This is a genomic window from Brachybacterium sp. p3-SID1565, from assembly GCF_025143785.1.
Taxonomy (GTDB): domain Bacteria; phylum Actinomycetota; class Actinomycetes; order Actinomycetales; family Dermabacteraceae; genus Brachybacterium; species Brachybacterium epidermidis.
Genome location: NZ_JAMBDS010000003.1, coordinates 50,210 through 75,637, shown reverse-complemented (window position 1 = coordinate 75,637; position 25,428 = coordinate 50,210). Strand labels below are relative to the sequence as shown.

The following is a 25,428-nucleotide window of genomic DNA, read 5'->3' as shown; positions in this document are numbered from 1 at the left end:
AGTGGAGGACGTCGCCGCGGGGTGGAGCAGTTCGGTAGCTCGCCGGGCTCATAACCCGGAGGTCATAGGTTCAAATCCTATCCCCGCTACGAGATGAAGGCCCTGATCAGCAGGAATGTTGATCAGGGCCTTCGCTATTCCTCCAGGCCAGTCGTGCTCGCCCGATTCCTCGGCCGTCTGGCAGGATTGCCCCATGACGGCCACCGCACCCGCTGCCCGCGCTCAGCGATCCTTCCTGTTCCTCGGCGACTCCATCACGGACTGCAGCCGCGCCGAGGACCCACAGGGTCTCGGCTACGGCTATGTGCGCCTCATCGCCGAGCACCTCGCCGCTCACGAGCCCACCGCCCGCGTCATCAACCGCGGCATCTCCGGCGACCGGGCTCAGGAGCTGGTGCGTCGCTTCGATCGGGACTGCCTGGAGCTCGAGACCGACGTCATCACCGTCTACATCGGAGTCAACGACACCTGGCACGGCTTCACCCGGGGTGAGACCGTCACCGCGGAGGAGTTCGAGCGCGACTACCGGTACATGCTGGACCAGCTCTCGGCCACCCGGCCCGCTGTGCCCGTGCTGATGGTGGTCCCCTTCGTCACCGACATCGACCAGGAGAAGGCCGGCTTCCATGCCGATCTCGACCAGAAGGTGGCAGTCATCCGCGATCTGGCCCACGAGTTCCGGCACGCAGTGGTGGACCTGGAGCAGGTGATGGAGCGGGCCTGGTCGGTGGGGCACACACCCGCCAGCATCGCCGAGGACGGCGTGCACCCCACGATCGCCGGTCACCGCCTCATCGCCGACGCCTGGCTGGCCGAATTCGCACGGCTCGACGACGCCCGGGACTGACGGGACCGGCTGCTCCCGGCTGCCCGGTCAGCGCAGCGGCCCGGTGACATCCACCGAGATGAACCCCCGCCGGAACGTGCGTGCATCCACCCGCAGCACCCGCCCCGGGTTCACCGGATTCCGCAGCAGTATGTGACCACTGACCGGTTCCGCTCCGATCACCGCGAACACGTGGTTCGGCGGCAGAGGGCCGTGGGCAGTGCGCACCCGGCGGCTCAGCGGATGGGTGGAGGCGAGGATCGCACGGTGCTCGGCCCTCCAGGCCTCGATCTGACCGGCGGTGGGCATCGCCAGCAGCATGCGTCCCCTCTCGCCCAGCAGCAGCTCCAGGCCGAAGCGCCCGAAGCCCCGCTGAAGGAATCGGTAGCCGCCCGCCACCTGCACGGCGATGGCCTTCTCCAGCACCCCTGCCCAGCCGGGGCCTCCGCCGTCCTGCCGGCCGTAGACGAACACGCCTGCTGCGTCTACCGGCATCATCCGATCCACCCGCACGGGATGCCCGGCTCCTGGCAGCCGTACGGTCACCGATCCGTCCTGCTCCCGGGTCATCAGCGCCCGCAGACGCTCCGGAGCCGTCTCGTGCACCGCGAGCATCCCCGCCATCACCCAGCAGTCGCCCAGGCGTCCCTGGCGGGGCCGAGCCGATGGCCGCCAGGGCCCACGGTCCTGCGCGAATCGTACGGCATGCGGACCCGGGGCCAGGCCCTGCGAGGATGTCGTCTCTGAACCCGGCGAGGCCGACGAGGACGAGGTCACCCTGATGCGACCCAGGAGGCCGGCCAAAGCGGTCAGGGACCGTCGCCAGGTGCGCAGGCGCACGCGAGCCCCGCGCTGCCCGTGAGCGGTCGCCTCGGGGACGGGGGTGCTCATCGGGTGTGCGGGGCTCGTCGGGCGTGCGGTATCGGCCGGTGCTCGGTCAGTCCTTCTCGGCCGGGGCGACCTTCTGGCCGATGCGGTCCATCACGTCCGTGAACCACTGCTGGGAGATGTCGAAGGACTTGTGGCCGGCGATGCGGTCGAACTCGATGGCGCGCAGCACGTTCCCCTGCTCCTCGTCGTGGCCGATCACGCCGGAGCCGCCCTCGAGGGAGACCTGCACGGCGAGGTCGGTCATCGACTTGATCAGGCGCAGGTCCTCGGCGTTGGCCTTCGCGGAGCGCGAGAAGTAGCCGGACTTCTGCACCATGACCTTCTCCGCTCCCAGCTTCTCCGCGAACTGCCCCGCGAACCACTGGCCGGGGTTGATCTTGTCGATCTTGACGTGGCCGAAGGGATCCTTCTCCGGCTCCTCGCCGCGGCTCTGCATCTCGGCGATGATCTCGGGGATGCCCGCGCCCTCGGACAGGAAGATGTTCACGCAGCCGGTCTCGTCCATGACCTTCTTCAGGCGCTCGGCCTCGGCGTCGATGTCCAGCTTCATCTCCGGCAGGAACACGGCGTGCACGTCCCAGCGCTCGGCCTTGTGGCCGATCGCGGGCAGCCACTCCTGCTGGGCGTGCCACTGCTGGTAGTACTCGGCGGCCTGTGCGGTGAGGTACCCGCAGGCGCGGCCCATGATCTCGTGGATGATCAGCATGCGCGGGTTCGAGCCGTGCTCGGCGATGATGTTCTGGGCGAACACGCTGGTCTGCTCTGCGGCGGTCTTCGCGCCCAGGGACTGACGGATCGGCACGATGTCGTTGTCGATCGTCTTGGGCAGGCCCACCACATGCAGGTCGTAGTCGTTCTCGTGCAGGTACTTCGCCAGGTCCGCAGCGGTGGTGTTGGTGTCGTCACCACCGATGGTGTGCAGGACGTCGACGCCGTCCTGCTTGAGCCTGTTCGCGGCGACCTCCAGGGCGTTCTCGCCCTCCTTGATCAGGCCGCGCTCGACGAGGTCGGCGGTGTTGGTGAGCTTCACGCGGGAGTTGCCGATGGGTGAGCCGCCGTAGTTGTGCAGCAGGCCGGCCTTGGCACGCACCTCGTCGTCCACCACGATCTTCTCGCCGGACAGCAGGCCCCAGTAGCCGTGCTTGTAGGCGATGATCTCGACGTCGGGCACCAGCTCGTTGTACCGCTCGATGAGACCTCCGACAGCGGAGGAGAGGCAGGGGGCGTAGCCACCGGCGGTGAGCAGAGCGACGCGCTTGACGGTCATGGATGATCAGGTCCCTTCACGGTTCGGGTCAACGACGTCCAGAGTCTACCGATCCGGGTGGGGGACCCTGTTCAGGTGAATCCCTGCGGGAGGGATCAATCGCGCTCGGTGCGTGCGGCGATCGCCTCGAGCACCTCGTCGTGGAGGATCCCGTTGCTGGCCACGGCGCTGCCGCCGAAGGGGCCGTCCTCGCCGTCGATCGAGGTGAAGCGACCTCCGGCCTCGGTGACGATCGGTGCCAGCGCCACCATGTCGTGCAGGTTCAGCTCCGGTTCGCAGGCCACGTCCACCGCACCCTCGGCCACCAGCATGTACGACCAGAAGTCGCCGTAGGCGCGGGTGCGCCAGAACCGCTGCATGAGGTTCAGCATCTGGGGGAGCCGCTCCGCATCGGCCCAGCCGTGCAGGGAGGAGTAGGACAGCGAGGCGTCCTCGATGTCGTCCACCTGGGAGACCTGCAGCTGCGAGGCGGAGCTGATGCGGGTGCCCGTCCAGGCGCCCGCACCCGCGCCGGCCCACCAGCGGCGGGAGAGCGAGGGCGCGGAGACCAGACCGATCACCGGCTGGCCGTCCTCGATCAGGCCGATCAGGGTGGCCCATACCGGCACCCCGCGCACGAAGTTGCGGGTGCCGTCGATCGGATCGATCACCCACTGCCGGGGTGAGGAGCCGGTGGAGCCGAACTCCTCACCGATCACCTGGTCGCGGGAGCGGGAGCGGGAGAGCTGGGAGCGCACCAGCTGCTCGGCGGCGCGGTCGGCGTCGGTGACCTCGGTGAGATCCGGTTTGGTGGTGACCTCCAGGTCCTGTGCCTTGAAGCGGGACATGGTGAGCTGGTCCACGGCATCGGCGAGCACATGGGCCAGACGGAGATCATCGGCATAGCGGCTGGACATGGGTAAAGACTAGGGGCACCCGGTGCCGCTGACCGGGAGCGACGCGGCGGCCCGAGCCCGGACCTCCCCGGGCCCCGTCATCTCCTGCCTGCCTTTCGGCTCAGACGTCCCAGGGGTCGTTGCGGCGCAGGGCCGCAGCCAGGCGGCGGTAGGAGGCCAGGCGGGCCGGCCCCGCTGTGCCGGCCTCTCCCTGCTCCACCAGCTCGTCCAGGGCGCAGTCGGGGGCGTCCTCGAGGTGGGTGCAGCCCCGCGGGCACTGCTCGGCCAGCTCGGCGAGGTCCGCGAAGGCGTCCAGCAGCTCCTCGGGGGCCACGTGGCCCAGGCCGAAGGACCGCACTCCTGGGGTGTCGATCACCCAGCCCGCGGAGTCCGGCAGCTGCATCGCCAGCGCGGAGGAGGAGGTGTGCCTGCCGCGCCCGGTCACCGCATTGACCACCCCGGTGGCGCGCTCGGTGCCGGGCACCAGGGCGTTCAGCAGGGTCGACTTGCCGACGCCGGAGTGCCCGATGAGCACGCTGACGTGACCGGTGAGCCGCTCGCGCAGCTGCTCCAATCCCACGATCCGCCCGTCCTGATCCTGGTGGGTCACCAGGTGCTCGACCCCCAGCGGCGCGTAGGTGTGCAGGAAGTCCTCCGGGTCGCGCAGATCGGCCTTGGTCAGCACCAGCAGGGCGTCGATGCCGGCCACGCAGGCGGCCACCAGGCAACGGTCCACCATGCCCCCGCGGGGTTTGGGATCGGCGAGGGCCGTGACGATCACCATCGTGTCGACGTTGGCGACCAGCGGGCGCTCGGAGGAGTCGTCGTCGTCGGCGCTGCGGCGCAGGAAGGAGGAGCGCTCCTCTATCCGCACGATCCGGGCCAGGGCGCCGTCCGTGCCGCTGGTGTCACCCACCAGCGCCACCACGTCCCCGGGGACGACGGGGGAGCGGCCCAGCTCGCGGGCCCGCATCGCCGTGACGGTGCGCTCCTGGTCGGTGCCGGCGCCCACCACGGTGCGCCAGCGGCCACGGTCCACGGCGACCACGCGCGCCGGGATCGCGTCCTCGTGCGCGGGGCGGTCCTTGGTGCGGGGGCGGCTGCCCCGACGGTTGGGTCGCACCCTGACGTCGGACTCGTCGAGGTCGCGGTAGGAGCGCCTCACCAGGTGCCCCCCGCGGGAGCATCGGTGTGCAGCATCGACAGCCACATGCCCACGAAGTCGGGCAGGGTCTTCTGGGTGGTCTCCACGTTCACCACCCGGACGTCCGGCACCCGCAGTCCGATGATGGCGGCGGCCGTGGCCATGCGGTGGTCCTCGTAGGTCTCGAACACCGTCCCGCGCAAGGGACTGGGGTTGATCTCCAGGCCGTCCTCGAGCTCCACGGTGCGGGCACCCAGCCGGGTCAGCTCCGTGGCCAGTGCCCGCAGCCGGTCGGTCTCGTGACCGCGCAGGTGCCCGATTCCGCGCAGACGGCTCGGGGATTCCGCGAGTGCGGCGAGCGCCGCGATGGTGGGTGCGATCTCGCCGGTGCGGGAGAGGTCCGCGTCGATGCCCATGATGGTGCCGGTGCCGCTCACGCACAGCGAGTCGTCCTCGCGCCACACCTCTGCGCCCATCTGCTCGAGCAGGCCGCGGTAGGCGTCCCCGGGCTGGGTGGTGCGCTCGGGCCAGTCCGCGATCGCGATGGTGCCCTCGGTGACCATGGCGGCGGCCAGGAACGGGCCGGCGTTGGAGAGATCCGGTTCGACCACGATGCTGCCGGGGGCGATCGTTCCCCGGGCCACTCGCCACAGGTGCAGGCCGTCCTCGTCGACCTCGTGGCTGACCTGCACGCCGACGGCCCTGAGGGTCTCCATGGTCATGTCGATGTGGGGCAGCGACGGCAGCGAGGCGCCCCGGTGCACCAGCTCGAGGTCCTGGTCCCCCCGGGCGGCCACCAGCAGGGCATTGGAGACGAACTGGCTGGATTCCGAGGCGTCCACCTCGATGCGGCCGCCGGCCAGGTGCCCCTTCCCGTGCACCGTGAACGGCAGGCGTCCGGCCTCGCCGTGCTCGGTGACCTCCACGCCCTGCGCGCGCAGCACGGCGATCACCGGTGACATGGGCCGCTGCAGGGCGGCGTCGTCCCCGGTGAAGCGCACGTCACCGTGGTGCAGGGCGGCCAGCAGCGGCACGAAGCGCATCACGGTGCCGGCCAGCCCGGCGTGGATCTCGATCGGCTCGGCGGGAGCCTCCGACGGAGGGGGGATCGGGGTGACCTGCAGTTCCCCGTCCTGCACCGAGAGCACGGCCCCCAGGCGCTCCAGCGCATCGCGCATCAGGCGTGTGTCGCGGGAGACTAGCGCTCTGCGCAGCCGCGTGGGCTCATCGGCGATGGCGCCCAGCAGCATCCAGCGTGCGGTCAGCGACTTCGACCCGGGGACCCGTACCAGTGCGTCGACCGGCCCCTGTGCGACAGGAGCCGTCCACAGGACCTCGGACGTCACGCCGTCAGCCCCGCGCGGAGGCCAGCTTCTTCTGCGTGGCGTCCACGCGCTTCTTGGCCCGCTTGCCGACTGCGTCGGCCTTCTTCTCCATCTCGCGCTGCTTGGCCGCGGCGTTCTTCTTGCTGCGCTCGACGAACTTGTTCACCTGGTAGCCCAGCGAGGGACGGCCGTCGTGGTCGACCACGGCCAGCAGCACGCCGCCCAGCAGGCCGGCGTCGGTGAGGATGGACTGGATCTCCTGCATCCGCTCCTCGCCGCTGAGCTCCCAGATGCGCTTGCGGCCGGCCCAGCCCACCGAGGTGGTCAGCAGCAGGGTGGCAGCAGCCAGGCGGGGGCGGCGGTTCGTGGCGTACATGATGCCGGCGCCGGCGGCGATGGCACCGGAGGCACGGATGATGGTGCGGGCGTCCAGGAAGTCCGGGGTGGAGGTCTTCGCCAGGGCGGAGTCGACGGCCTCGAAGGCCTGGGGGTAGACGTCGATCTCACGCTCGGGCTGCGAGGCCGTGCGCACCCCCTCGAGGATGAAGGGAGCAGCGAGCAGGGGGCGGGCGATGCGGCGGACCAGGGCCATGGTGTCCTCACGTTCTCGACGATGGTTGGTGGTGCCGGGCCTGGGCGGTGGTGCCCACCCGAGGTGCCCGGCATGGCGCCCAGCCTACCGTGACTGGCCCCACTGCCAGGTGCAGCATCCTCTTCGGCCGTGGCGGAGCAGTCCCCAGCAGCCGCGGCGGCAGCGCCGGCGGCCGATGGGAACAACCGGAGCACCTGCCGCGTTCATCCGGTGCGGGCCCGAACCGGATCCGCACCGACATGCCGGACGAGCATCGAGAGGAGCGAGCATGGGCGTCGCTGTGCTGGAGCCACCTGGCGTAGGTTGGGACCTGATGACACAGACCGAGCCGACCGACCTGTCGCGGGAGGACTCCGCCCCGCAGGCGGATCTCGCCGCCCCCGTTGCCGCCGAGGACTTCGACTTCGAGGCCGAGGCCCTCTCCCATCTCGACTCTCTCTACGGCGGCGCACTGCGGATGACTCGCAAGCCCGCGGACGCCGAGGACCTGGTGCAGGAGACCTTCATGAAGGCCTTCCGCGCCCGCGAGCGGTTCACCCCGGGCACCAACATGCGTGCGTGGCTGTACCGCATCATGACCAACACCTACATCTCCACCTACCGGCAGAAGCAGCGCCGCCCCAAGGAGTCCTGGACGGACACCGTCGAGGACTGGCAGCTGGCCGAGGTCGAGTCCCACACCAGCAGCGGCCTGCGATCGGCTGAGGCGGAGGCGCTGGACCACCTGCCGGACTCCGCGGTCAAGGACGCGCTGGCGGAGCTGCGCGAGGACTACCGCCTGGCCGTCTACCTGGCCGATGTCGAGGGCTTCGCGTACAAGGAGATCGCCGAGATCATGGACACCCCGATCGGCACGGTGATGTCCCGGCTGCACCGCGGTCGGCGGCAGCTGCGCGAGCTGCTCTCGGACTACGCGCGCCGCAGCGGGTACCTGCGCGGGGACGAGCAGCCGGAGGAGGAGCGATGAACCGCGATCAGAGCCGGCGCGAGCAGCCCGGCGTCAGCAGCGGCGAGGACGGACGCGACCTGCGCTTCGGGCTGGAGGGAGCGATCGACGGCGAGTTGCCCGTCGAGATGGTGGAGCGCATGCTCCTCCACGCCCAGGACTGCCCCGAGTGCGCCGAGGAGCTCGAACGGCTGCGCCGGGTGAAGAACCTGGTGCGCCGCAGCTGTGCGGACCGCGCCCCCAGCTCCCTGCGGGAGCGGATCAGTGTGCAGTACCGCAGCGTGACCGTCTCGCGCACCGGGACCGACGGCACCTCCAGCGTGCGCATCACCTCCACCAGCTCCACCGTTCTGCCGCCGTCCTGACCGCGACCGGTCCGGGCATGAAGAAGGCCTCTTCCCAGGTGGGGAAGAGGCCTTCACTACGCCGTCGTGCTCGGTGGCGTCAGCTGTTGGGGCGCTTGCCGTGATTGGCGCCGTTCTTGCGGCGGGCCTTGCGCTTGCGTCCGCGCTTGCTCATCGCGCTCTCCTTCCTTCGGCCGGACAACCCCGCAATTGTGCCACAGTCACCGGGGTCGCTGCGCCTCGCAACGGCCCGAGCAGGCAGTGATGGAGGTCGGATCGATCACGCCGAGGTGCCCAGCCAGCTGCCGAAGCCGCCGTGCAGCACCAGCCACGCCATCAGCCCGTAGCCCGTCTGACCGGGATGATCACCCGGGGAACGAGCGATGTCCGCGGTCCACTGCTCGTGACCGTCCAGGGCGTTCAGCGTGTCCACGTACGGGATGCGCCGGCGGGAACAGACGTCCTCGTAGGCACCGGAGAGATCGCGCACGCTCGCGGTCAGCTCGGAATCGCGGCTGGGCGGCGGGCCCACTACGAAGGCCGAGAGCCGCTGCCGCTCCAGCCCGTCCAGCACCTTGGCGAGGTTCAGGCGCGAGCGCGCCAGGGAGATTCCTGTGGTGATGTCCGCGCGCCCCATCCCCAGCACCACCCGGTGGTCGATGCTGCCCTCGGCTCGGCCCCGCTCGTCGAGGCGGCGCGCCACCTCCGCATCCCAGCGCTCGGCCAGCTGCGCCGAGGTCTCCTGAGGCAGGGCGGAGGTGAACAGGTCGATGCGGCTGTCGGCACCCTGCTCGTTGGCCACCGCTCGGCCGAGCCAGCCCAGGGCGCGGGCATCACCCGCACCGGCGAGGAGCTCGTCGCCGAGGGCGATGATGCGGATGCGGGGCTCCTGACCGGCATCGGACGGGGTGGACGCTGCTGGCACCTGTACCTCCTGGGGCGGGGACGAAGTCTCCACTGTAGCGACGGACCGCTCAGCGCTCGAAGGCACGGCGCAGGAGGTCCTCCTGCTCGGCCTTGTGGACGCTGGAGGATCCGGCGGCGGGCGAGGCCGAGGCGGGACGCGCCACCACGCGCAGCGTACGGCCCACGGTCACGGCGAAGTTCATCGCCATGTAGAACCAGGCGCCCTGGTTGCGCGGCTCCTCCTGGACCCAGGTGAGCTCGGCGTCGGGGTACGCCTCCAGCACGGAGGAGAGCTGCTCGGCCGGCAGCGGGTACAGCTGCTCCACCCGCACGATGGCGGTGTCCTCGCGCCCTTCCTTCTTCCGCTTGGCGACCAGGTCCCAGTAGACCTTGCCCGAGGTGAGCAGCACGCGCTTCACCTTCGCGGGATCGACCGTGGTGTCCGGCAGCACAGGCTCGAAGGAGCCACTGGTGAAGTCCTCCACCTGGCTGGTGGCGGCCTTGTTGCGCAGCATCGACTTCGGGGTGAACACGATCAGCGGCTTGCGCGGGGTCGCCTTGGCCTGGCGGCGCAGCAGGTGGAAGTAGCTGGCCGGCGTGGACGGCATCGCCACACGCATGTTGTCCTCCGCGCACAGCTGCAGGAAGCGCTCGATGCGGGCGGAGGAGTGGTCCGGTCCCTGCCCCTCGTAGCCGTGGGGGAGCAGCAGCACCACCCCGGAGTTCTGGCCCCACTTCTGCTCGGAGGCGGAGATGAACTCGTCGATGATCGTCTGGGCGCCGTTGACGAAGTCGCCGAACTGCGCCTCCCACAGCACCAGGGAGTCCGGGCTCTCCACCGAGTAGCCGTACTCGAAGCCCAGGGCGGCGAACTCCGAGAGGGAGGAGTCGTACACGTTGAACCGCGCCTGGCCCTCACCGAGGTGGGACAGCGGGGTCCAGGTGTCGCCGTTCTCGTGGTCGATGAACACGCTGTGGCGCTGCACGAAGGTGCCGCGGCGGGAGTCCTGCCCCGCCAGGCGCACTCGGCGCCCCTCCAGCAGCAGGGAGCCGAAGGCCAGCAGCTCGCCGTACGCCCAGTCGATGTCGCCATCGATGGACATCTGCTGGCGCTTGGAGGCCAGGGGCGCCAGCTTCGGGTGCACGGTGAAGGACTCGGGGTAGCCCGTGTGGGCCTCGCCGATCCGTTCCAGCACCGAGGCGTCCACGGCGGTGGAGATCTCGTCCTCGTCGCTGGGGGCGCCGGCCGGTTCCTCCTGCTGGGACTCGGGCAGGTCCAGCCCCCGCACGCTGTCATCGGAGTCATCGACCTTGCTCGGCCGGATCGCGGCGAAGGCCTGGTCCAGGTGCTCCTGGAAGTTGCGCATCACGCCCTGGGTCTCGTCCTCGGTGAGGTCGCCGCGCTCGATCAGCGCCTCCGTGTACAGCTTGCGCACGGTGGGCTGGTTCTTGATCAGCGCGTACATCTGCGGCTGGGTCATCGAGGGGTCATCGCCCTCGTTGTGGCCGCGGCGGCGGTAGCACACCATGTCGATGACCACATCGCGGTGGAACTTCTGGCGGTAGCGGAAGGCGATCTCGGCGACGCGCACGCACGCCTCCGGGTCGTCCCCGTTGACGTGGAAGATCGGCAGCTGCGTGGACTTGGCAACATCCGTGGAGTAGTAGGAGGAGCGCGAGGAGTCCGGCAACGTGGTGAAGCCGATCTGGTTGTTGATGATCACGTGGATGGTGCCGCCGGTGCGGTAGCCGCGCAGCTCTGAGAGGTTGAGGGTCTCGGTGACCACGCCCTGCCCGGCGAAGGCCGCATCGCCATGGATCAGGATCGGCAGCACCGGGAAGTCGTTGCCGCGCTCCAGGCGGTCCTGCTTGGCGCGCACGATGCCCTCGAGCACGGGGTTGACGGCCTCCAGGTGCGAGGGGTTCGCCGCCAGGTACACCTTGGTCGTGGCCCCGTCCCGTGCGGTGAAGGTGCCCTCGGTGCCCAGGTGGTACTTGACGTCGCCCGAACCGAGATTGGTGCCGACGTTGCCCTCGAACTCCTGGAAGATCTGCGAGTAGCTCTTCCCGGCGAGGTTGGAGAGCACGTTGAGACGGCCGCGGTGGGCCATCCCGATGCACACCTCCTCGACGTTGTCGTGGCTGGAGTCGTGCAGGATCGAGTCCAGCATGGGGATCACGGACTCGCCGCCCTCGAGCGAGAACCGCTTCTGGCCCACGAACTTGGTCTGCAGGAACGTCTCGAACGCCTCGGCGGCGTTGAGGCGGTCCATGATGTGGGTGTGCTCCTCCTTGTCGAAGGGGCGGCGCGGGGTCTCGATCTCCCGCTGCAGCCAGTTGCGCTCCTCGGGATCGGTGATGTGCATGTACTCCACGCCGATCGAGCGGCAGTAGGAGTCCCGCAGCACCGCGAGGATCTCGCGCAGGGTCATCGAGTCCTTGCCGCCCAGCCCGCGGGTGGGGAAAGTGCGGTCCAGGTCCCACAGGGTCAGTCCGTAGGTCTCCACGTCCAGATCGGGGTGGTGGCGCACGCGGTACTGGAGCGGGTCGGTGTCGGCCATCAGATGGCCGCGCACCCGGTAGGAGTGGATCAGGTCCATCACCGGGGCCAGGCGCTCGGACTCCGAGTAGCGGAACGGGTTGTCCTCGACCCAGCGGATCGGCTGGTAGGGGATGCGCAGCGCCGCGAACACGCGGTCGTAGAAGGCATCCTTGCCCAGCAGCTTGTCGGCCATCACCTTGAGGAACTCACCGGAGGCAGCGCCCTGGATGATGCGGTGGTCGTAGGTGGAGGTCAGCGTCATCACCTTGGAGACCGCGAGGTCGGCCAGGGTGCTGGCGCTGGCGCCCTGGAACTGGGCGGGGTAGTCCATCGCACCCACACCCACGATCACGCCCTGACCCTTCATCAGGCGGGGGATGGAGTGGACGGTGCCGATGCCACCGGGGTTGGTCAGCGAGACCGTGGTGCCCGAGAAGTCGTCCATCGTGAGCTTGCCCGCGCGGGCCTTCTTCACGACGTCCTCGTAGGCGCGCCAGAAGCCCAGGAAGTCGAAGCGCTGGGCCGCCTTGATGTTGGGCACCACCAGGCCACGGGAGCCGTCGGGGCGCGGCATGTCGATCGCCAGGCCGAAGTTGATGTCCTCGCGCTTCAGCATTACGGGCTTTCCGTCGACGACGTCGAACCCGTTGTTCATGTCCTGGATCTCGGTGATCGCCTCGATCATCGCCCAGCCGATGAGGTGGGTGAAGGACACCTTGCCCTGGCGGTTGCGCTTGAGGTGGTTGTTGATGACGATCCGGTTGTCGAACAGCAGCTTCACCGGCACGTCGCGCACCGAGGTGGCGGTGGGCACGGTGAGGGACTCGTCCATGTTGCGCACCACTGCCGCCGCCGGGCCGCGCAGCTTGACGGGCTCGGGCTCGCGCAGCTCCACAGCGGGGATCTGCGTGGTGGTGGTGGGGATCTTGGCGGGGCGGTCCGAGGTGCTGGAGATCCTGGTGCCGGCAGGAGAGGAGCTCGTGTCCTCGGACTTCTGCTCGGCCTTCTTCTCTGGGGACTTCTTCTCCGGGGCCCTCTTCACGTCAGCCTTCGGGGCCGCCTTCGTCTCGTCGGTCTTCTTCTCGTCGGCCTTCGCGGCGTCGTTCACGGGCTCGGATTCCTTCGCGGGGGTCGAGGAGGGGGAGGGGACGTCGAGGTTCTTCTGCGAGGCGGTGGTCCGGCCGCCGTCGTCGGGGTCGGCACCGTCGGATGTGCTCCCGTCCGAGCGGTCGGTGGGCTGCTCGGCTGTGCCTGCGCCGGCGTCGTCAGCAGGCTGCGGCGGTTCGGTGGCCGCGCTCCCGGCGGCAGGGTGGGAGGCGAAGTACTCCGCCCAGCTCCGGTCCACGCTCGTGGGGTCCTGCTGCCACTGCTCGCGGAGCGCGTCCACGAGCCACTGGTTGGGACCGAACTCCGGGGTGTCCGTGCTCTGTGTCTGCTGTGACACTGGGGGATCGCCAGCCTTCTCACGTTCGAGTGATGTGGATGCGACCAGCGTAACGGAGGCGGTGCCCCCTGGGGGAACCAGCCGCTGCTGCGCGAACGACCTCGGCGCACGGCGGCGGCGGATCGGTGATGTCGCACCGTCAGTATCCCAGGTCCGCCGGGGGTGTGGGTGCAGGGCCTGGCGCGGTGGTGACCGGAGTCGCAGGAGCACCTGCATCGGGCAGGGTGACGCGGATCAGGGAGGAGCGCCCGTGCACCGCCAGCTCGTCCCGCGGATCGTCGATCACCTCGATGCGCCCGCCGTGGAGCCCCACCGCCCAGCGGGCGATCGCCAGGCCCAGTCCGGTGCCCCCGGAGGTATCGGATGCGCCCCCGCGCTGGAACCGCTCGAACACGCGGTCGCGGTCCTCCCGTGCAATGCCCGGGCCCTCGTCGTGCACGTCGATCCGCACACCGCTGCCCGCCTCGTCGCGAGCCGCACTGACGCGGATGCGACCGCCCGGTGGCGAATGCCGGGTGGCGTTGTCCAGCAGGTTCGCGATGGTCTGGTGGAGCCGTGCGGCGTCGGCATGGACGGTGAGTCCGGCCGGCTCCACCTCGATCACCCAGCGCACGTCCTGAGCACCGGGCGCGAGAGCAGCGCTGTCCACCACCTCGTGCAGGAACGGCGTCAGCTCGATCTGCTCGTGCAGCAGCGCGGTGGCACCGGCATCGATGCGCGAGAGGTCCAGCAGGTGGTCCACCAGCTGGGAGAGGCGCTCGGTCTCGGCGAGGGCGACCGACAGCGCGGCGGGATCGGGCTCGGTGACCCCGTCGACGATGTTCTCGAGCTGGGCCCTCAGGCCGGCCACGGGGGTGCGCAGCTCGTGGGACACGTTGGCCACCAGGTCCCGTCGCATCCGGTCGGTCTGCTCCAGCTCCGAGGCCATGGTGGAGAAGGCCGCGGCCAGCTGCCCCACCTCGTCACGACTGCTGGCGCGGACGCGCTGGGTGTAGTCGCCGGTGGCCATGGCGCGTGCCGCCCGTGTCATCTCGCGCAGCGGCGAGGTCATGCCACGGGCCAGCAGCTGCGTGAACACCAGCGCGAGCAGCACCACCAGCGGGATCGCCAGGATCGGCTCCAGGCCCGCACTCAGGCTCACCCAGGTCAGCAGGGCGGAGACACTCACCACGGCCACCACCAGCACGCCCAGCTTGACCTTGAAGGAGCGGAAGCGGTCCAGCGGGCGGACGTCGAGCCGCTCGGGCACGCGCCTCGGGGTCATGCCCGATCGGCCGCCCGATCCGCCTCGGCGGCCTCAGGGGCCTCGCTGTCGGGACCGGGCAACTCGAGCGCGTACCCCACGCCGTGGACGGTGCGCACCAGATCCGACCCCAGCTTGCGACGCAGCGCCTTGACATGGGAGTCCACGGTGCGGGTGCCGGTGGCGTCCACCCAGTCCCACACGTCGGCCAGCAGCTGCTCGCGAGTGAGCACGGTGCCCGGGGTCGAGGCCAGGCACAGCAGCAGGTCGAACTCCGTGGGCGTCAGGTGCGCGGGTTCACCGCCGCGGGTGACGCGCCGACCGGCCCGGTCGATCACCAGGTCGTCCAGCTCGAGCATCGTCTGGGTCTCCCTGGCAGCATCCGGTTCCGCGGCCCGCCGCACCCGACGCAGCAGCGCCTTGAGCCGTGCCACCAGCTCCCGCATGGAGAAGGGCTTGGTCATGTAGTCGTCGGCACCCACGCCGAGACCCACCAGCATGTCGGTCTCGTCGTCACGGGCGGTCAGCATCAGCACCGGGACGGGTTCGTCGGCCTGGATCCGGCGGCACACCTCCAGGCCGTCGTAACCCGGCAGCATCACGTCCAGCACGACCACGTCCGGACGTACCTCGGCGACGGTCCGCACGCCCGTGGGGCCGTCCGGGGCCGTGCTCACGTCCCAGCCCTCGGCGGTGAGGCGATCCGCTATGGCCTGCGTGATGGTCGGTTCGTCCTCGATCACCACGACTCGTACGGGGGGAGCGCTGCTGCGACTGGTCTCAGGCGTCGACATGGCGACACTGTAGCGAGCGTCCCGGACGGCGGTCGGATGTGACGTGCCACCCGCGACCACGGAACGAACAACCGCGTTCCTGTCAAACCGACAAGGGGGTACGTCAAGAGTTCCCCCATCGCGGGCCCCCGGGGCAAAGATTTGGCAATGGGAGCGTTGACCTGCTCGTACGTCCTGACTGCCCGGCCGTAGCCTTGACGAGGTTGTTCGGCGACGCGTCCTTCCCATGTCCAGCGTCGCGCTCGGACAGACAGGACCCGACGTCGATCCCGGAAGCAGGTAGCAAGCAGTGGCGAACCATCGCGCCCATGGCCGAGCACTGGTGTGCGCACGCTCCGGCGGTGGAACGCACCGCGATTCCGCTGTCCGCGCCGGTGTCGTGAAGTCCGGCGTCCTGGGCGCCCTCGCCACCGCCACCATCGCCGCCCCGCTGGCCGCAACGGCCGCGGACGTCACCGAGGCGGCCCCGGCCGATCAGCCCGCTGCTTCCCCCGTCGTCGAGGCGCCCGTCGAACCGGTCCAGCCCGTCGCCCTCCCCGTCGCCGAGGCGTCGTTGCCCGCGGCCGAGGGTGCCGAGGTGCGTACCGAGGAGACCACCGCCACCCGCGCTCAGGAGCGCACCTCGCCCGCCGAGGGCAGTACCGCTTCCGCGGACGACCCGGCCGCCCCTGTCGAGGACGAGGCCACCCTGGCGGAGAACGAAGCGGTCACCGGCATCAAGGTCACCGTGCCCGAGCCGGAGCCTGAGCCCGCCGCGGTCGACGAGTCCGGCCAGGCCCTGCCCCAGAGCTCCGGCGGCTACGTACGCCCCGTGGGCGGCCCCATCACCTCAGGCTACGGCTACCGCACCCATCCCGTGCTCGGATACAGCAAGATGCACGATGGCGTCGACTTCGGTGCCAGTTGCGGCACCCCCGTCCATTCCGCGCAGTCCGGCACCGTCATCGCAGTCGAGTACAACGGCGCCTCCGGCAAGCGCGTGAAGGTGGACCACGGCAACGGCGTCATCACCGGCTACTACCACCTGCAGAGCTACGGCACCTCCGTGGGTGCCACCGTCGAGGCCGGCGAGGTCATCGGCTACGTGGGCTCCACCGGTCGCTCCACCGGCTGCCACCTCCACTTCGCCAAGATGGACGAGGCCGGCACCTACTCCAACCCGATGTCGCTGCTGCGGTGACCCGCACTCCCGTCGTCCTCGGTGTCGAGTCCTCCTGCGACGAGACCGGGTTCGGCATCGTCTCCGAGGGCACCCTGCTGGGCCAGGGCCTCGCCTCGAGCGCCTCCCAGCACGCAGAGTTCGGGGGAGTGGTCCCCGAGATCGCCGCCCGCGCGCACCTCGACGCCGCGGTGCCCATCCTGCAGATCGCCCTGCACGATGCAGGGGTGGAGCTGGGCGACATCACCCACGTGGCCGCCACCTCCGGGCCGGGACTGGCCACGGCTGTGCACGTGGGCCTGGCGGCCGCCAAGTCGGTGGCCTGGGCCCTCGATGTGCCGCTGTTCGGGGTGCACCACCTGGCCGGCCACGCCGCCGCCGACACCCTCGAGCACGGCCCGCTGCCGGAGCGCAGCATCGTGCTGATCGTCTCGGGCGGCCACACCTCCATCCTCGCCATCGGCGACCTCGTGCGGGACCCGATCGAGCACCTCGGCGACACCCTCGACGACGCCGCCGGGGAGGCCTTCGACAAGGTGGCGCGCCTGCTGGGACTGGGCTATCCGGGCGGACCGGTGATCTCCCGGGCCGCCGTCGACGGGGATCCTGCCGCATTCCGCTTCCCGCGGGCGATGATGCGCAGCGGCGATCCGGCCTACACCTTCTCCTTCTCCGGGCTGAAGACAGCGGTGGCCCGTACCGTTGAGACCATCGAGCGCGCAGGAGACCCGGTGCCGGTGGCGGACATCGCCGCCTCCTTCGAGCAGGCCGTGGTGGACGTGCTGGTCGCCAAGGCGGTCCGGGCCGTCAAGGACCACGGTCTGGACACCCTGGTGATCGTCGGCGGGGTCGCCGCCAACGCGCGACTGCGGGCCGTCGCGGCCGAGCGGTGCGAGGCCGAGGGCATCGAGCTGAGGATCCCGCCTCCGCGGCTGTGCACCGACAATGGGGCGATGATCGCCGCGGTCGGTGACCTTCTGGTGCGCGCTGATGCCGACCCCAGCGGCCTCGGCATCGCAGCGGATCCCTCCGCCGTGCTGCACGGGGCACAGCTTCCGCTGCCGGCCTGAGCACCGTCCTCCCACCGCCCCTCGCCCATTGCGTGACCTCCGCCTCACCTGCGCAGCACACCCACGCAGGAGACGGCATCCGGGGCACACCCATTGCTAGACTGCCGTGGTCGGTCGTGATCCGTTCGTGACCGGGCCCGCGTAGCTCAGTGGATAGAGCGTCTGCCTCCGGAGCAGAAGGTCGTAGGTTCGAATCCTGTCGCGGGCACTCGTGCTACGAGTCGCGACATCGTTGAGAGACGATGTCGCGACTCGGTTTTTCTGCGTGGGTTCACACTGGGTGCGATGCGGCACGACCCGAGGGCTCCTGCGCACCGACGCTCGCAGAGATCGCCGCGCACGAAGAGCGCTGGGCCCCGCCCCGTCGCCGGGGCAGGAACCCGGGCTCCTGCAGGCCCGGGCTCAGCCCTGCTCGCGGCGCAGCTCCAGCAAGCGGGCGAAGAGTGCGGAGGCCGCCTGGGGATCATCGATGCGCAAGGAGGCGGCGGTCTCCCCGCCGCCCACCTTGATCGCCAGGTCCGAGTCGCCCAGCTGGGCGAACACCGACTCGTCGGTGACGTCGTCGCCCACGTACAGCCAGGCATCGGCGGCGCTGGCGCGGGCCAGCGCATCCATCGCCACGCCCTTGGAGGTGTGGATGACCGAGAACTCCACCACCTCCTTGCCCGGGGTGACCACCACGTCCGGCAGGGTGCGGGCATAGGCCAGAGCAGCCTCGGTGGCGTTGATGGAGCCGCGCCCGCGGGCGTTGCGGGTGTGCAGCACGGCCGCGGCCGGCTTCGTCTCCACCTCCGACCCCGGGTTCTCTGCGGCGATGCGCCGCAGGGTGCGGGTCACCGAGGCCAGCAGCTGCTCCTTCTCCGGCGTCATGGCCAGCGCGGTGTTGTCCAGCACCTCGGCGTGCATCCACGGGGGCAGTGCACCCACCTCGGCGCCGTGGCTCCCCACCAGCACCACGGTGCTGGGCATGCGGGTGTGGTGGTCCAGATCCCCCAGGGCACGGCCCGACACCAGCGCCACCGAGGTGCCCGGCAGCTCGGAAAGGTCGCGCAGTGCCCCCAGCGCCGCCTGGTCGGGCTGGACCGCGTCGCGGTCGGCCACGATCGGTGCGATCACCCCGTCGAAGTCCGAGGCCACCAGGATCCGAGGGATCCGGGCGAACTGCGCCAGGGCTTCGTCGAGCTCGGCGGGATCGGTGGGATCGTCGCCGCTGAGCCGGATCACGGCCGGGGCGTCGTCCTGCGGCTTGCCGGACTGCTCGAGCTCGTCGAGGAAGGAATGGGCCCAGGCCTGCACGTCGTTGTCCATCACCTGGCGCCGCAGGGAGCGCATCGCCTCCTCCTGGTCCTCCTCGGGCATCGCCAGGGCGCGCAGGGTCGCGGCCTTGAGCTCGTCGATGTCGTGGGGGTTGACCAGCACGGCCGCACGCAGCTCGTCGGCCGCACCGGCGAACTCGCTCAGCACCAGGACGCCGCGCAGGTCCGGGCGGGAGGCCACGTACTCCTTGGCCACCAGGTTCATGCCGTCCCGCAGCGCCGTCACCAGCACCACGTCCGCGGCCATGAACAGGGCGGTCATGTCGCGACGGTCGAAGGAGCGGTGCTGGTAGGAGACGGCGGGCCGGCCGATCGGCGCGAAGTCGCCGTTGATGCGACCCACGGTGAGCTCGACCTCGTCGCGCAGCTGGCGGTAGGCCTCCACCCGCTCACGCGACGGTGTGGCCACCTGGATCATCACGGTCTCGTGAGGGTCCACGGAGCCGTCGTTGAGCAGCTCCTGCCAGGCCTTCAGGCGGTGCCGGATGCCCTTGGTGTAGTCCAGGCGGTCCACGCCCAGCACGATCTTCTTCGGGTTCCCCAGGTCCCGGCGCAGCTGCGCGGTGCGCTCGATGACGTCCTGGTCCTCCGTCAGTGCGGAGACGGCCGCCGAGTCGATCGAGATGGGGAAGGTCTTGGCGACCACCTCCCGGGCCGGGGCCGAGCCGATGCCGGGCACGGTGATCACGTGCCCCTCCACGTGGTACCCCAGCAGCTTGCGCACCGAGGCCAGGAAGTTCAGCGAGTCGCTCTCGCGCTGGAAGCCCACCACGTCCGAGCCCAGCAGGCCGCGCAGGATCTGGTTGCGCTTGGGCAGCTGGGAGAACAGCTCCACCGGGGGGAAGGGGATGTGGTTGAAGAAGCCGATGCGCACATCGGGGCGGGCGGCGCGGATCATCTCCGGCACCAGCTGCAGCTGGTAGTCGTGCACCCACACCACCCCTCGGCGGGACGTCACCGGTGCGGCGGCCTGGGCGAAGCGGCGGTTGGTGGAGACGTAGGAGTCCCACCAGGTGCGGTGGAACACGGGATCCACGATCACGTCGTGGTAGAGCGGCCACAGGGTCGCATTCGAGAAGCCCTCGTAGTACTTCTCCACGTCCTCCTGCTCGAGTGCCACGGGGTACAGGTGCATGCCGTCGGCCTCGAAGGGCTCGGGGGCCTCGCCCGGGCTGCCGGCCCACCCCACCCAGGCACCGGAGTCCACGGTGCGCATCACCGATTCCATCGCGGTCACCAGGCCGCCCGGGCTGGTCACCCACTCCGTGGCGCCGTCGGGCAGGGTGCGGGCGTCCACGGGCAGGCGGTTCGCGACGACGACCAGTTCATGGCCGGATCCGGACTGGGGCTCGGTGGTGGGCACGGCTACTCCTCGTGGGCGCAGGGGATGGGCCGGAGCGCTGTACGGCTCGACGGCGCCACGCTATCAAGTGGGCTCGCTGACCTGCTGATCGCGGAACGGACGGTCGAGCACGCGGACCGCGCAGCGGTCTAGGGTTCTCCTCGGCCCGTCACAGCCCTGTTGCCGGGCCCTGTCCTGCAGTCTCCCCACCCGAAGGAGCCGCCATGCGCGCCCACGAGGCCGGAGCCCTCCACGGCAACGATGCCGCGCCCACCTGGCTGCCCTATCCCGCCGACGTCAACGCACTGCTCGACGGGCTGTGGTCGCGCACCACCGTGCGGGGAGCCGACGGTGCCCTCGAGGTGGGCGGGGTGAGCGTGCACCGCATCGCCGAGGAGGTGGGCACCGCCGTGCTGGTGGTGGACGAGCTGGACTTCCGCGCCCGCGCCGCACGCTTCCGGGACGCCTTCGCCGCCGCCTTCGAGCCCTATCGCGGTGCGCACGTGTTCTACGCGGGCAAGGCGTTCCTGTGCACCGAGGTGGCCCGCTGGGTGGACCAGGAGGGCCTGGGGATGGACGTGTGCACCGGGGGCGAGCTCGCCGTCGCGCTGCGGGCAGGATTCCCTGCCGACCGCATCGCCATGCACGGCAACAGCAAGTCCGATGCGGAGATCCGCCGCGGCCTCGAGGCCGGGATCGCCCGACTGGTGGTCGACTCCCTGGAGGAGATCGAGCGCGTCTCGCAGATCGCCGAGCAGCTGGGCGTGGTGGCCCCGGTGATGCTGCGCGTCACCACCGGGGTGGAGGCCCACACCCACGAGTTCATCGCCACCGCCCACGAGGACCAGAAGTTCGGGATCTCCCTGCCCACGGGCGATGCCCTGGAGGCGGTGCGCAGAGTCCTCGAGCGGCCGGCCACCCTGGACCTGGTGGGCCTGCACTCCCACATCGGCTCCCAGATCTTCGACGTGAGCGGCTTCGAGATCGCCGCCCGCCGGGTGCTGCGCCTGGTGGCGGAGGTGCGAGAGCGCTTCGGGCACACCATCGACTCCCTGGACCTGGGCGGCGGCTTCGGCGTCATGTACAACACCCAGCACACGCCGTCCTCCCCGGAGGCGCTCGCGCAGGGGATCGCGCAGATCGTGGCCATGGAATGCCGGGACCTGGGACTGGAAGTGCCCCACCTGGCCTTCGAGCCGGGACGGGCCATCGCCGGGCCCTCCACCCAGACCCTCTACACGGTCGGCACCATCAAGGACGTGCACCTGGGCGGCCCCCACCATCGCGTGTACGTCTCGGTGGACGGCGGCATGAGCGACAACGTGCGCACCGCCCTGTACGACGCGGACTACTCGGCGCTGCTGGCCGGCCGTGTCTCCGACGCCGAGCCCACCGTGGCGCGCGTGGTCGGCAAGCACTGCGAGAGCGGCGACATCGTGGTCAAGGACGAGTACCTGCCTGCGGACCTGCGTCGCGGCGACCTGATCTCCGTCCCGGTCACCGGCGCGTACTGCTACTCGCTGTCCTCCAACTACAACCACGTGCCCCGGCCGGCAGTGGTCGCCGTGCGCGACGGCGAGATCCGCACGCTCCTGCGGCGCGAGACCGAGGACGACCTGATGGCCCTGGACGTCGGCTGAGGCCTCTGCTGCACCGCACTCTTTGACCCATACGTTCATACGACGACACAGGGGCGCTCGGTGCTCCGATACAGTGCCGATGCCGCCCGGAACCCACCGACGGACCGCATGGAAGGACCGCCGCACCATGACGAACACCCAGCCTGCACCCGCTCCCGAGAACTCCGCCCAGGACCTGCCCACCCTGAAGGTGGCGGTGCTGGGTGCCGGGACCGTCGGCACCGAGGTGCTGCGCCTGATCACCGAGCAGGGTGACGACCTCGCGCACCGCATCGGCGGTCGGCTCGAGGTGATCGGGGTCGCGGTGCGCGACATGGCGCGCGACCGCGGCTCCCACGTCGATCCATCGCTGCTGACCGATGACCCCTCCGCCCTGGTGCGGGAGGCGGACCTGGTGATCGAGCTGATGGGCGGGATCGAGCCGGCCCGCTCCCTGATCCTGCAGGCGATGGAGCACGGCGCCGCCGTGGTCACCGCCAACAAGGCGCTGCTGGCCCAGGACGGCGCCACCCTCTACGAGGCGGCCGACCGTCACGGCGTGGACCTGTCCTTCGAGGCCGCCGTGGCCGGGGCCATCCCGCTGGTGCGCCCCGTGCGCGAGTCCCTCGCCGGTGACCGCATCGACCGGGTGATGGGCATCGTCAACGGCACCACCAACTACGTGCTGGACGCGATGGCCCGCACCGGTGCGAGCTTCGACGACGCCCTGGCCACCGCCCAGCAGCTCGGCTATGCGGAGGCCGATCCCACGGCCGACGTGGAGGGCCACGACGCCGCCGCGAAAGCCGCCATCCTCGCCTCCCTGGCCTTCCACTCCCGGGTGAGCCTGGCCGATGTGCACTGCGAGGGCATCACCTCCGTGTCCTCCCAGGACATCGCCGCCGCGGAGCGCATGGGACGCACCATCAAGCTGCTGTCGATCGTGGAGCGCGTCCCCGGGCAGGACGGGGAGAGGATCTCCGCGCGCGTGTACCCGGCGCTGATCTCCTCCGAGCACCCCCTGGCCTCGGTCTCCGAGGCGTTCAACGCCGTGTTCATCGAGGCCGACGCGGCCGGATCCCTGATGTTCTACGGGCAGGGCGCCGGCGGCGCACCCACCGCCTCGGCCGTGCTGGGCGACGTGGTCTCCGCGGCCCGCCAGCGGCTGCGCGGGGGAGCGGGCCTGCGCGAGTCGCACTACGCCGCCCTGGAGCAGATCCCGTTGGAGCAGCTGCGCAGCGCCTTCTACGTCTCCCTGCGGGTGCAGGACCGTCCCGGCGTGCTGGCCGAGATCGCCGGGACCCTGTCCAGCCACGGGATCTCCATCTCCACCATCCACCAGCAGCTGATCGAGGAGGACGAGGACGGCTCGGCGAGCGGACAGGGCAGCGCCCACATCGGCATCACCACCCACCGTGCCCTGGAATCGTCGATGACCGCCGTGCTGGACGTGTTCTCCTCCACCTCCACCGTGCTGGGGGTCGATTCCGTGCTGCGCATCGAGGGAGAATGACCCGATGGCACACCAGTGGCAGGGCGTCCTCGCCGAGTACCGCGACCACCTCCCGTTCACCGCGCAGGACACCCTGCTGACCCTCGGCGAGGGCGGCACCCCCCTGGTGCCCGCGCCCGCGATCTCCGAGGCCGTCGGCGCCGAGGTGCACATCAAGGTCGAGGGCCAGAACCCCACCGGCTCGTTCAAGGACCGCGGGATGGTCTCGGCGATGACCCGCGCCCTCAACGACGGAGCCACCACCGTGGTGTGCGCTTCCACCGGCAACACCAGCGCCTCGGCGGCCGCCTATGCGGCGCGCGCCGGCATGACCTGCGTGGTGCTGCTGCCGCAGGGCAAGATCGCCGCCGGGAAGCTGGCCCAGGCCGTCGTGCACGGAGCTCAGCTGGTGCAGGTGGACGGCAACTTCGACGACTGCCTGGAGATCGCGCGCAAGCTGCACGCCGAGCACCCCGTGGAGCTGGTCAACTCCGTCAATCCCTTCCGCCTGCAGGGGCAGAAGACCGCCGCCTTCGAGGTGTGCGACGCCCTGGGCCGCGCACCGGACGTCCACGTGCTCCCCGTGGGCAACGCCGGCAACATCTCCGCCTACTGGATGGGCTACCGTGAGTACCACGAGGCCGGCATCACCGAGGCCACCCCGGCCATGTGGGGCTTCCAGGCCGCCGGCGCCGCTCCCTTCGTGGCCGGGCACCCGATCACCGCACCGGAGACCGTGGCCACCGCCATCCGCATCGGCGCCCCGGCCTCGTGGAACCTCGCCGTGGCCGCCCGCGACGACTCCGGCGGGCTGATCGACGCCGTCACCGACGAGCAGATCCTCGATGCCCAGCAGCGCCTGGCCGAGGACGTCGGGATCTTCGTCGAGCCCGCCTCCGCGGCGAGCGTGGCGGGTCTGCTGCAGCAGGCCGAGCGAGGACTGGTCCCCGCCGGGGCCACGATCGCGGTGACCGTCACCGGCAACGGGCTCAAGGACGTGGAGGCGGCGCTGTCGCGCCGGGACCTGACGCCCACGGTGCTTCCCGTGGATCTGGCGGCGGTGGTGGAGGCCATCGGCCTGTGAGGATCCAGCACACGCGCGCCTCCGTCAGGGTCCCCGCCACCAGCGCGAATCTGGGGCCCGGCTTCGATGCTCTGGGCCTGGCGGTCGACCTGTGCGATGACCTCGAGCTGGAGGCCACCACCGGCGGAGTGGAGATCACCGCCCGAGGGGAGGGAGCCGGCTCCGTCCCCACCGGGGAGGAGCACCTGGTGGTGCGGGCCCTGCGTCGGGGCCTCGACGAGGCGGGCGCCCCGCAGGTGGGGGTGCGCCTGCACTGCACCAACCGCATCCCCCACGGTCGGGGAATGGGCTCCAGCGCTGCCGCGACGGTGGCGGGCCTGCTGCTGGCCCGGGCACTGGTGGGCGAGCCGGAGGCGCTGGACGACCGGACCGTGCTGCAGCTGGCCTGCGAGTTCGAGGGGCATCCGGACAATGCGGCCCCCGCACTGATGGGGGGCGTCGTGCTCTCGTGGATGCGAGGCGGTCACGCCCGCGCCGTCGCCCTGACCGTCGCCGAGGACGTGCTGCGGCCCCTGGTGCTGCTGCCGCGCGCCACCCTGTCCACCCACGTGGCGCGCTCTCTGCTGCCCGAGACGGTGCCGTACGGCGATGCCGTGCACAACGCCTCCCGCACCGCGTTGCTCACCCATGCTCTTTCCACGGGGGACAGCGACCTGCTGCTGGAGGCCACGGAGGACCGCCTCCACCAGGAGCACAGGGCCCCCGGCATGTCCCAGAGCGTGGAGCTGATGCGGGTGCTGCGCCAGGAGGGAGTGCCCGCGGTGATCTCCGGGGCGGGCCCGGCCGTGCTGGTGCTGGCCGGTGACCGCGCGCGGGTGGCGGGGCTGGTGCGCCGCATCGTCGACGATCCCTCGGCGTGGCGACTGGCTCAGGTGCCCCTGCGCCGACACCCCAGCCGTGCTGTGGTAGGTTGAGCCCGCGTCCAGGCGGTGTCGACTCCGTGTGGGAGCCACCGTGTGCGGCATGACCGCCGGTGCCCCTCAGGCGACGACCCCCCGCCATCGGTTCCGGGCGACCCACTCCTCCGCACCGCGGTGGCGAGCGGGCTCGGCCACCCGGCGCGACGCATCCCGAAGCATCCCGGCAGGCGCAATGCCGGTGCCTCCCCGCACCCCGCCCTGCTCGGACGAGCCACGCAGCCCGTGACGACTCATCACCGCGGGCGACCGTGAGCACCTGACCCAGCACCTGGACCGGCCAGCCCGGT

General features: G+C 70.6%; 21 protein-coding genes and 2 tRNA genes. 11 read left to right on the top strand and 12 right to left on the bottom strand.

Annotated elements, in window-relative coordinates; all coding sequences use genetic code 11:
- The first annotated feature begins 15 nt into the window (after nt 1-15).
- A tRNA-Met gene (locus tag M4D54_RS01480) sits at nt 16-89 on the top strand.
- Nucleotides 90-193: 104 nt separating this feature from the next.
- Nucleotides 194-847, top strand: a complete 654-nt coding sequence (locus M4D54_RS01475) for an SGNH/GDSL hydrolase family protein (protein ID WP_193864775.1) — start codon at nt 194-196, stop codon at nt 845-847.
- A 27-nt stretch (nt 848-874) separates the two neighbouring features.
- On the opposite strand, the gene M4D54_RS01470 is transcribed toward M4D54_RS01475, so the two are convergent.
- From M4D54_RS01470 to M4D54_RS01445, 6 genes are all read right to left on the bottom strand, one after another.
- Nucleotides 875-1,717 (bottom strand): C2 family cysteine protease, encoded by an 843-nt coding sequence (locus tag M4D54_RS01470; RefSeq protein WP_193864776.1) that lies wholly within the window; start codon nt 1,715-1,717, stop codon nt 875-877.
- A gap of 46 nt (nt 1,718-1,763) precedes the next feature.
- Entirely contained in the window at nt 1,764-2,984 is a 1,221-nt protein-coding gene (locus M4D54_RS01465) for a pyrophosphate--fructose-6-phosphate 1-phosphotransferase (protein WP_193864777.1), read from the bottom strand.
- Between the two features lie 95 nt (nt 2,985-3,079).
- The gene (hisN, locus tag M4D54_RS01460) at nt 3,080-3,880 is read right to left on the bottom strand and encodes a histidinol-phosphatase (protein WP_193864778.1); all 801 of its coding nucleotides are present in this window, start codon (nt 3,878-3,880) and stop codon (nt 3,080-3,082) included.
- A 100-nt stretch (nt 3,881-3,980) separates the two neighbouring features.
- Complete coding sequence (gene rsgA / locus M4D54_RS01455; protein ID WP_193864913.1) at nt 3,981-5,027, bottom strand: ribosome small subunit-dependent GTPase A; 1,047 nt, start codon at nt 5,025-5,027, stop codon at nt 3,981-3,983.
- Nucleotides 5,021-6,349 (bottom strand): 3-phosphoshikimate 1-carboxyvinyltransferase, encoded by a 1,329-nt coding sequence (gene aroA, locus M4D54_RS01450; protein ID WP_193864779.1) that lies wholly within the window; start codon nt 6,347-6,349, stop codon nt 5,021-5,023. The genes rsgA and aroA overlap by 7 nt, the downstream gene beginning before the upstream one ends.
- Nucleotides 6,350-6,353: 4 nt before the next feature.
- Complete coding sequence (locus M4D54_RS01445; RefSeq protein ID WP_193864780.1) at nt 6,354-6,920, bottom strand: hypothetical protein; 567 nt, start codon at nt 6,918-6,920, stop codon at nt 6,354-6,356.
- A gap of 313 nt (nt 6,921-7,233) precedes the next feature.
- Between M4D54_RS01445 and M4D54_RS01440 the strand changes: the two genes are divergently transcribed.
- Nucleotides 7,234-7,887: a sigma-70 family RNA polymerase sigma factor gene (locus M4D54_RS01440; RefSeq protein WP_193864781.1), complete on the top strand. Its 654-nt coding sequence runs from the start codon at nt 7,234-7,236 to the stop codon at nt 7,885-7,887.
- The gene (locus M4D54_RS01435; RefSeq protein WP_193864782.1) at nt 7,884-8,231 is read left to right on the top strand and encodes an anti-sigma factor; all 348 of its coding nucleotides are present in this window, start codon (nt 7,884-7,886) and stop codon (nt 8,229-8,231) included. Before M4D54_RS01440 ends, M4D54_RS01435 begins: the two co-directional genes overlap by 4 nt.
- A gap of 79 nt (nt 8,232-8,310) precedes the next feature.
- Here the strand turns inward: M4D54_RS01435 and M4D54_RS13845 are convergent, their stop codons facing one another.
- The 5 genes from M4D54_RS13845 to M4D54_RS01415 form a co-directional block, all read right to left on the bottom strand.
- Complete coding sequence (locus M4D54_RS13845; protein WP_369832988.1) at nt 8,311-8,385, bottom strand: 50S ribosomal protein bL37; 75 nt, start codon at nt 8,383-8,385, stop codon at nt 8,311-8,313.
- Between the two features lie 105 nt (nt 8,386-8,490).
- Nucleotides 8,491-9,135, bottom strand: coding sequence for a GDSL-type esterase/lipase family protein (locus tag M4D54_RS01430; protein WP_193864783.1), 645 nt, complete (start codon nt 9,133-9,135; stop codon nt 8,491-8,493).
- 49 nt (nt 9,136-9,184) lie between these two features.
- A complete protein-coding gene (locus M4D54_RS01425; protein WP_259889802.1) occupies nt 9,185-13,102 on the bottom strand; it encodes a multifunctional oxoglutarate decarboxylase/oxoglutarate dehydrogenase thiamine pyrophosphate-binding subunit/dihydrolipoyllysine-residue succinyltransferase subunit in 3,918 nt (1,305 codons plus the stop codon).
- Nucleotides 13,103-13,241: 139 nt separating this feature from the next.
- A complete protein-coding gene (locus M4D54_RS01420) occupies nt 13,242-14,366 on the bottom strand; it encodes a cell wall metabolism sensor histidine kinase WalK (protein ID WP_259889800.1) in 1,125 nt (374 codons plus the stop codon).
- Nucleotides 14,363-15,139, bottom strand: a complete 777-nt coding sequence (locus M4D54_RS01415; protein WP_193864785.1) for a response regulator transcription factor — start codon at nt 15,137-15,139, stop codon at nt 14,363-14,365. Before M4D54_RS01415 ends, M4D54_RS01420 begins: the two co-directional genes overlap by 4 nt.
- 379 nt (nt 15,140-15,518) lie before the next feature.
- On the opposite strand from M4D54_RS01415, the gene M4D54_RS01410 reads away from it, so the two are divergent.
- The 3 genes from M4D54_RS01410 to M4D54_RS01400 all read left to right on the top strand — a co-directional run bounded on the left by M4D54_RS01410 (nt 15,519) and on the right by M4D54_RS01400 (nt 17,576).
- Entirely contained in the window at nt 15,519-16,319 is an 801-nt protein-coding gene (locus M4D54_RS01410) for a M23 family metallopeptidase (RefSeq protein ID WP_259889798.1), read from the top strand.
- Entirely contained in the window at nt 16,316-17,368 is a 1,053-nt protein-coding gene (gene tsaD / locus M4D54_RS01405; protein WP_193864787.1) for a tRNA (adenosine(37)-N6)-threonylcarbamoyltransferase complex transferase subunit TsaD, read from the top strand. The genes M4D54_RS01410 and tsaD overlap by 4 nt, the downstream gene beginning before the upstream one ends.
- A gap of 135 nt (nt 17,369-17,503) precedes the next feature.
- Nucleotides 17,504-17,576: transfer RNA gene (locus M4D54_RS01400), tRNA-Arg, on the top strand.
- A 194-nt stretch (nt 17,577-17,770) separates the two neighbouring features.
- Here M4D54_RS01400 and M4D54_RS01395 read toward each other — a convergent pair.
- Nucleotides 17,771-20,047, bottom strand: a complete 2,277-nt coding sequence (locus M4D54_RS01395; protein ID WP_193864788.1) for a bifunctional alpha,alpha-trehalose-phosphate synthase (UDP-forming)/trehalose-phosphatase — start codon at nt 20,045-20,047, stop codon at nt 17,771-17,773.
- 203 nt (nt 20,048-20,250) lie between these two features.
- Between M4D54_RS01395 and lysA the strand changes: the two genes are divergently transcribed.
- The 4 genes from lysA (at nt 20,251) to thrB (ending at nt 25,135) form a co-directional block, all read left to right on the top strand.
- The gene (gene lysA / locus M4D54_RS01390) at nt 20,251-21,666 is read left to right on the top strand and encodes a diaminopimelate decarboxylase (protein ID WP_193864789.1); all 1,416 of its coding nucleotides are present in this window, start codon (nt 20,251-20,253) and stop codon (nt 21,664-21,666) included.
- A gap of 127 nt (nt 21,667-21,793) precedes the next feature.
- Nucleotides 21,794-23,158 (top strand): homoserine dehydrogenase, encoded by a 1,365-nt coding sequence (locus M4D54_RS01385; protein WP_259889786.1) that lies wholly within the window; start codon nt 21,794-21,796, stop codon nt 23,156-23,158.
- A gap of 4 nt (nt 23,159-23,162) precedes the next feature.
- Nucleotides 23,163-24,221: a threonine synthase gene (gene thrC, locus M4D54_RS01380; protein ID WP_193864791.1), complete on the top strand. Its 1,059-nt coding sequence runs from the start codon at nt 23,163-23,165 to the stop codon at nt 24,219-24,221.
- Nucleotides 24,218-25,135, top strand: a complete 918-nt coding sequence (thrB, locus tag M4D54_RS01375; RefSeq protein ID WP_193864792.1) for a homoserine kinase — start codon at nt 24,218-24,220, stop codon at nt 25,133-25,135. Before thrC ends, thrB begins: the two co-directional genes overlap by 4 nt.
- Nucleotides 25,136-25,428 lie beyond the last annotated feature (293 nt).

Bases quoted from the DNA above. Each gene is read 5' to 3' on its own strand.
- hisN (WP_193864778.1), bottom strand. From the start codon at position 3,880: ATGTCCAGCCGCTATGCCGATGATCTCCGTCTGGCCCATGTGCTCGCC.
- M4D54_RS01470 (WP_193864776.1), bottom strand. From the start codon at position 1,717: ATGAGCACCCCCGTCCCCGAGGCGACCGCTCACGGGCAGCGCGGGGCT.
- M4D54_RS01385 (WP_259889786.1), top strand. From the start codon at position 21,794: ATGACGAACACCCAGCCTGCACCCGCTCCCGAGAACTCCGCCCAGGAC.
- M4D54_RS01435 (WP_193864782.1), top strand. From the start codon at position 7,884: ATGAACCGCGATCAGAGCCGGCGCGAGCAGCCCGGCGTCAGCAGCGGC.
- lysA (WP_193864789.1), top strand. From the start codon at position 20,251: ATGCGCGCCCACGAGGCCGGAGCCCTCCACGGCAACGATGCCGCGCCC.
- thrC (WP_193864791.1), top strand. From the start codon at position 23,163: ATGGCACACCAGTGGCAGGGCGTCCTCGCCGAGTACCGCGACCACCTC.
- M4D54_RS01465 (WP_193864777.1), bottom strand. From the start codon at position 2,984: ATGACCGTCAAGCGCGTCGCTCTGCTCACCGCCGGTGGCTACGCCCCC.
- M4D54_RS01420 (WP_259889800.1), bottom strand. From the start codon at position 14,366: ATGACCCCGAGGCGCGTGCCCGAGCGGCTCGACGTCCGCCCGCTGGAC.
- M4D54_RS01475 (WP_193864775.1), top strand. From the start codon at position 194: ATGACGGCCACCGCACCCGCTGCCCGCGCTCAGCGATCCTTCCTGTTC.
- M4D54_RS01415 (WP_193864785.1), bottom strand. From the start codon at position 15,139: ATGTCGACGCCTGAGACCAGTCGCAGCAGCGCTCCCCCCGTACGAGTC.
- M4D54_RS01440 (WP_193864781.1), top strand. From the start codon at position 7,234: ATGACACAGACCGAGCCGACCGACCTGTCGCGGGAGGACTCCGCCCCG.
- M4D54_RS01445 (WP_193864780.1), bottom strand. From the start codon at position 6,920: ATGGCCCTGGTCCGCCGCATCGCCCGCCCCCTGCTCGCTGCTCCCTTC.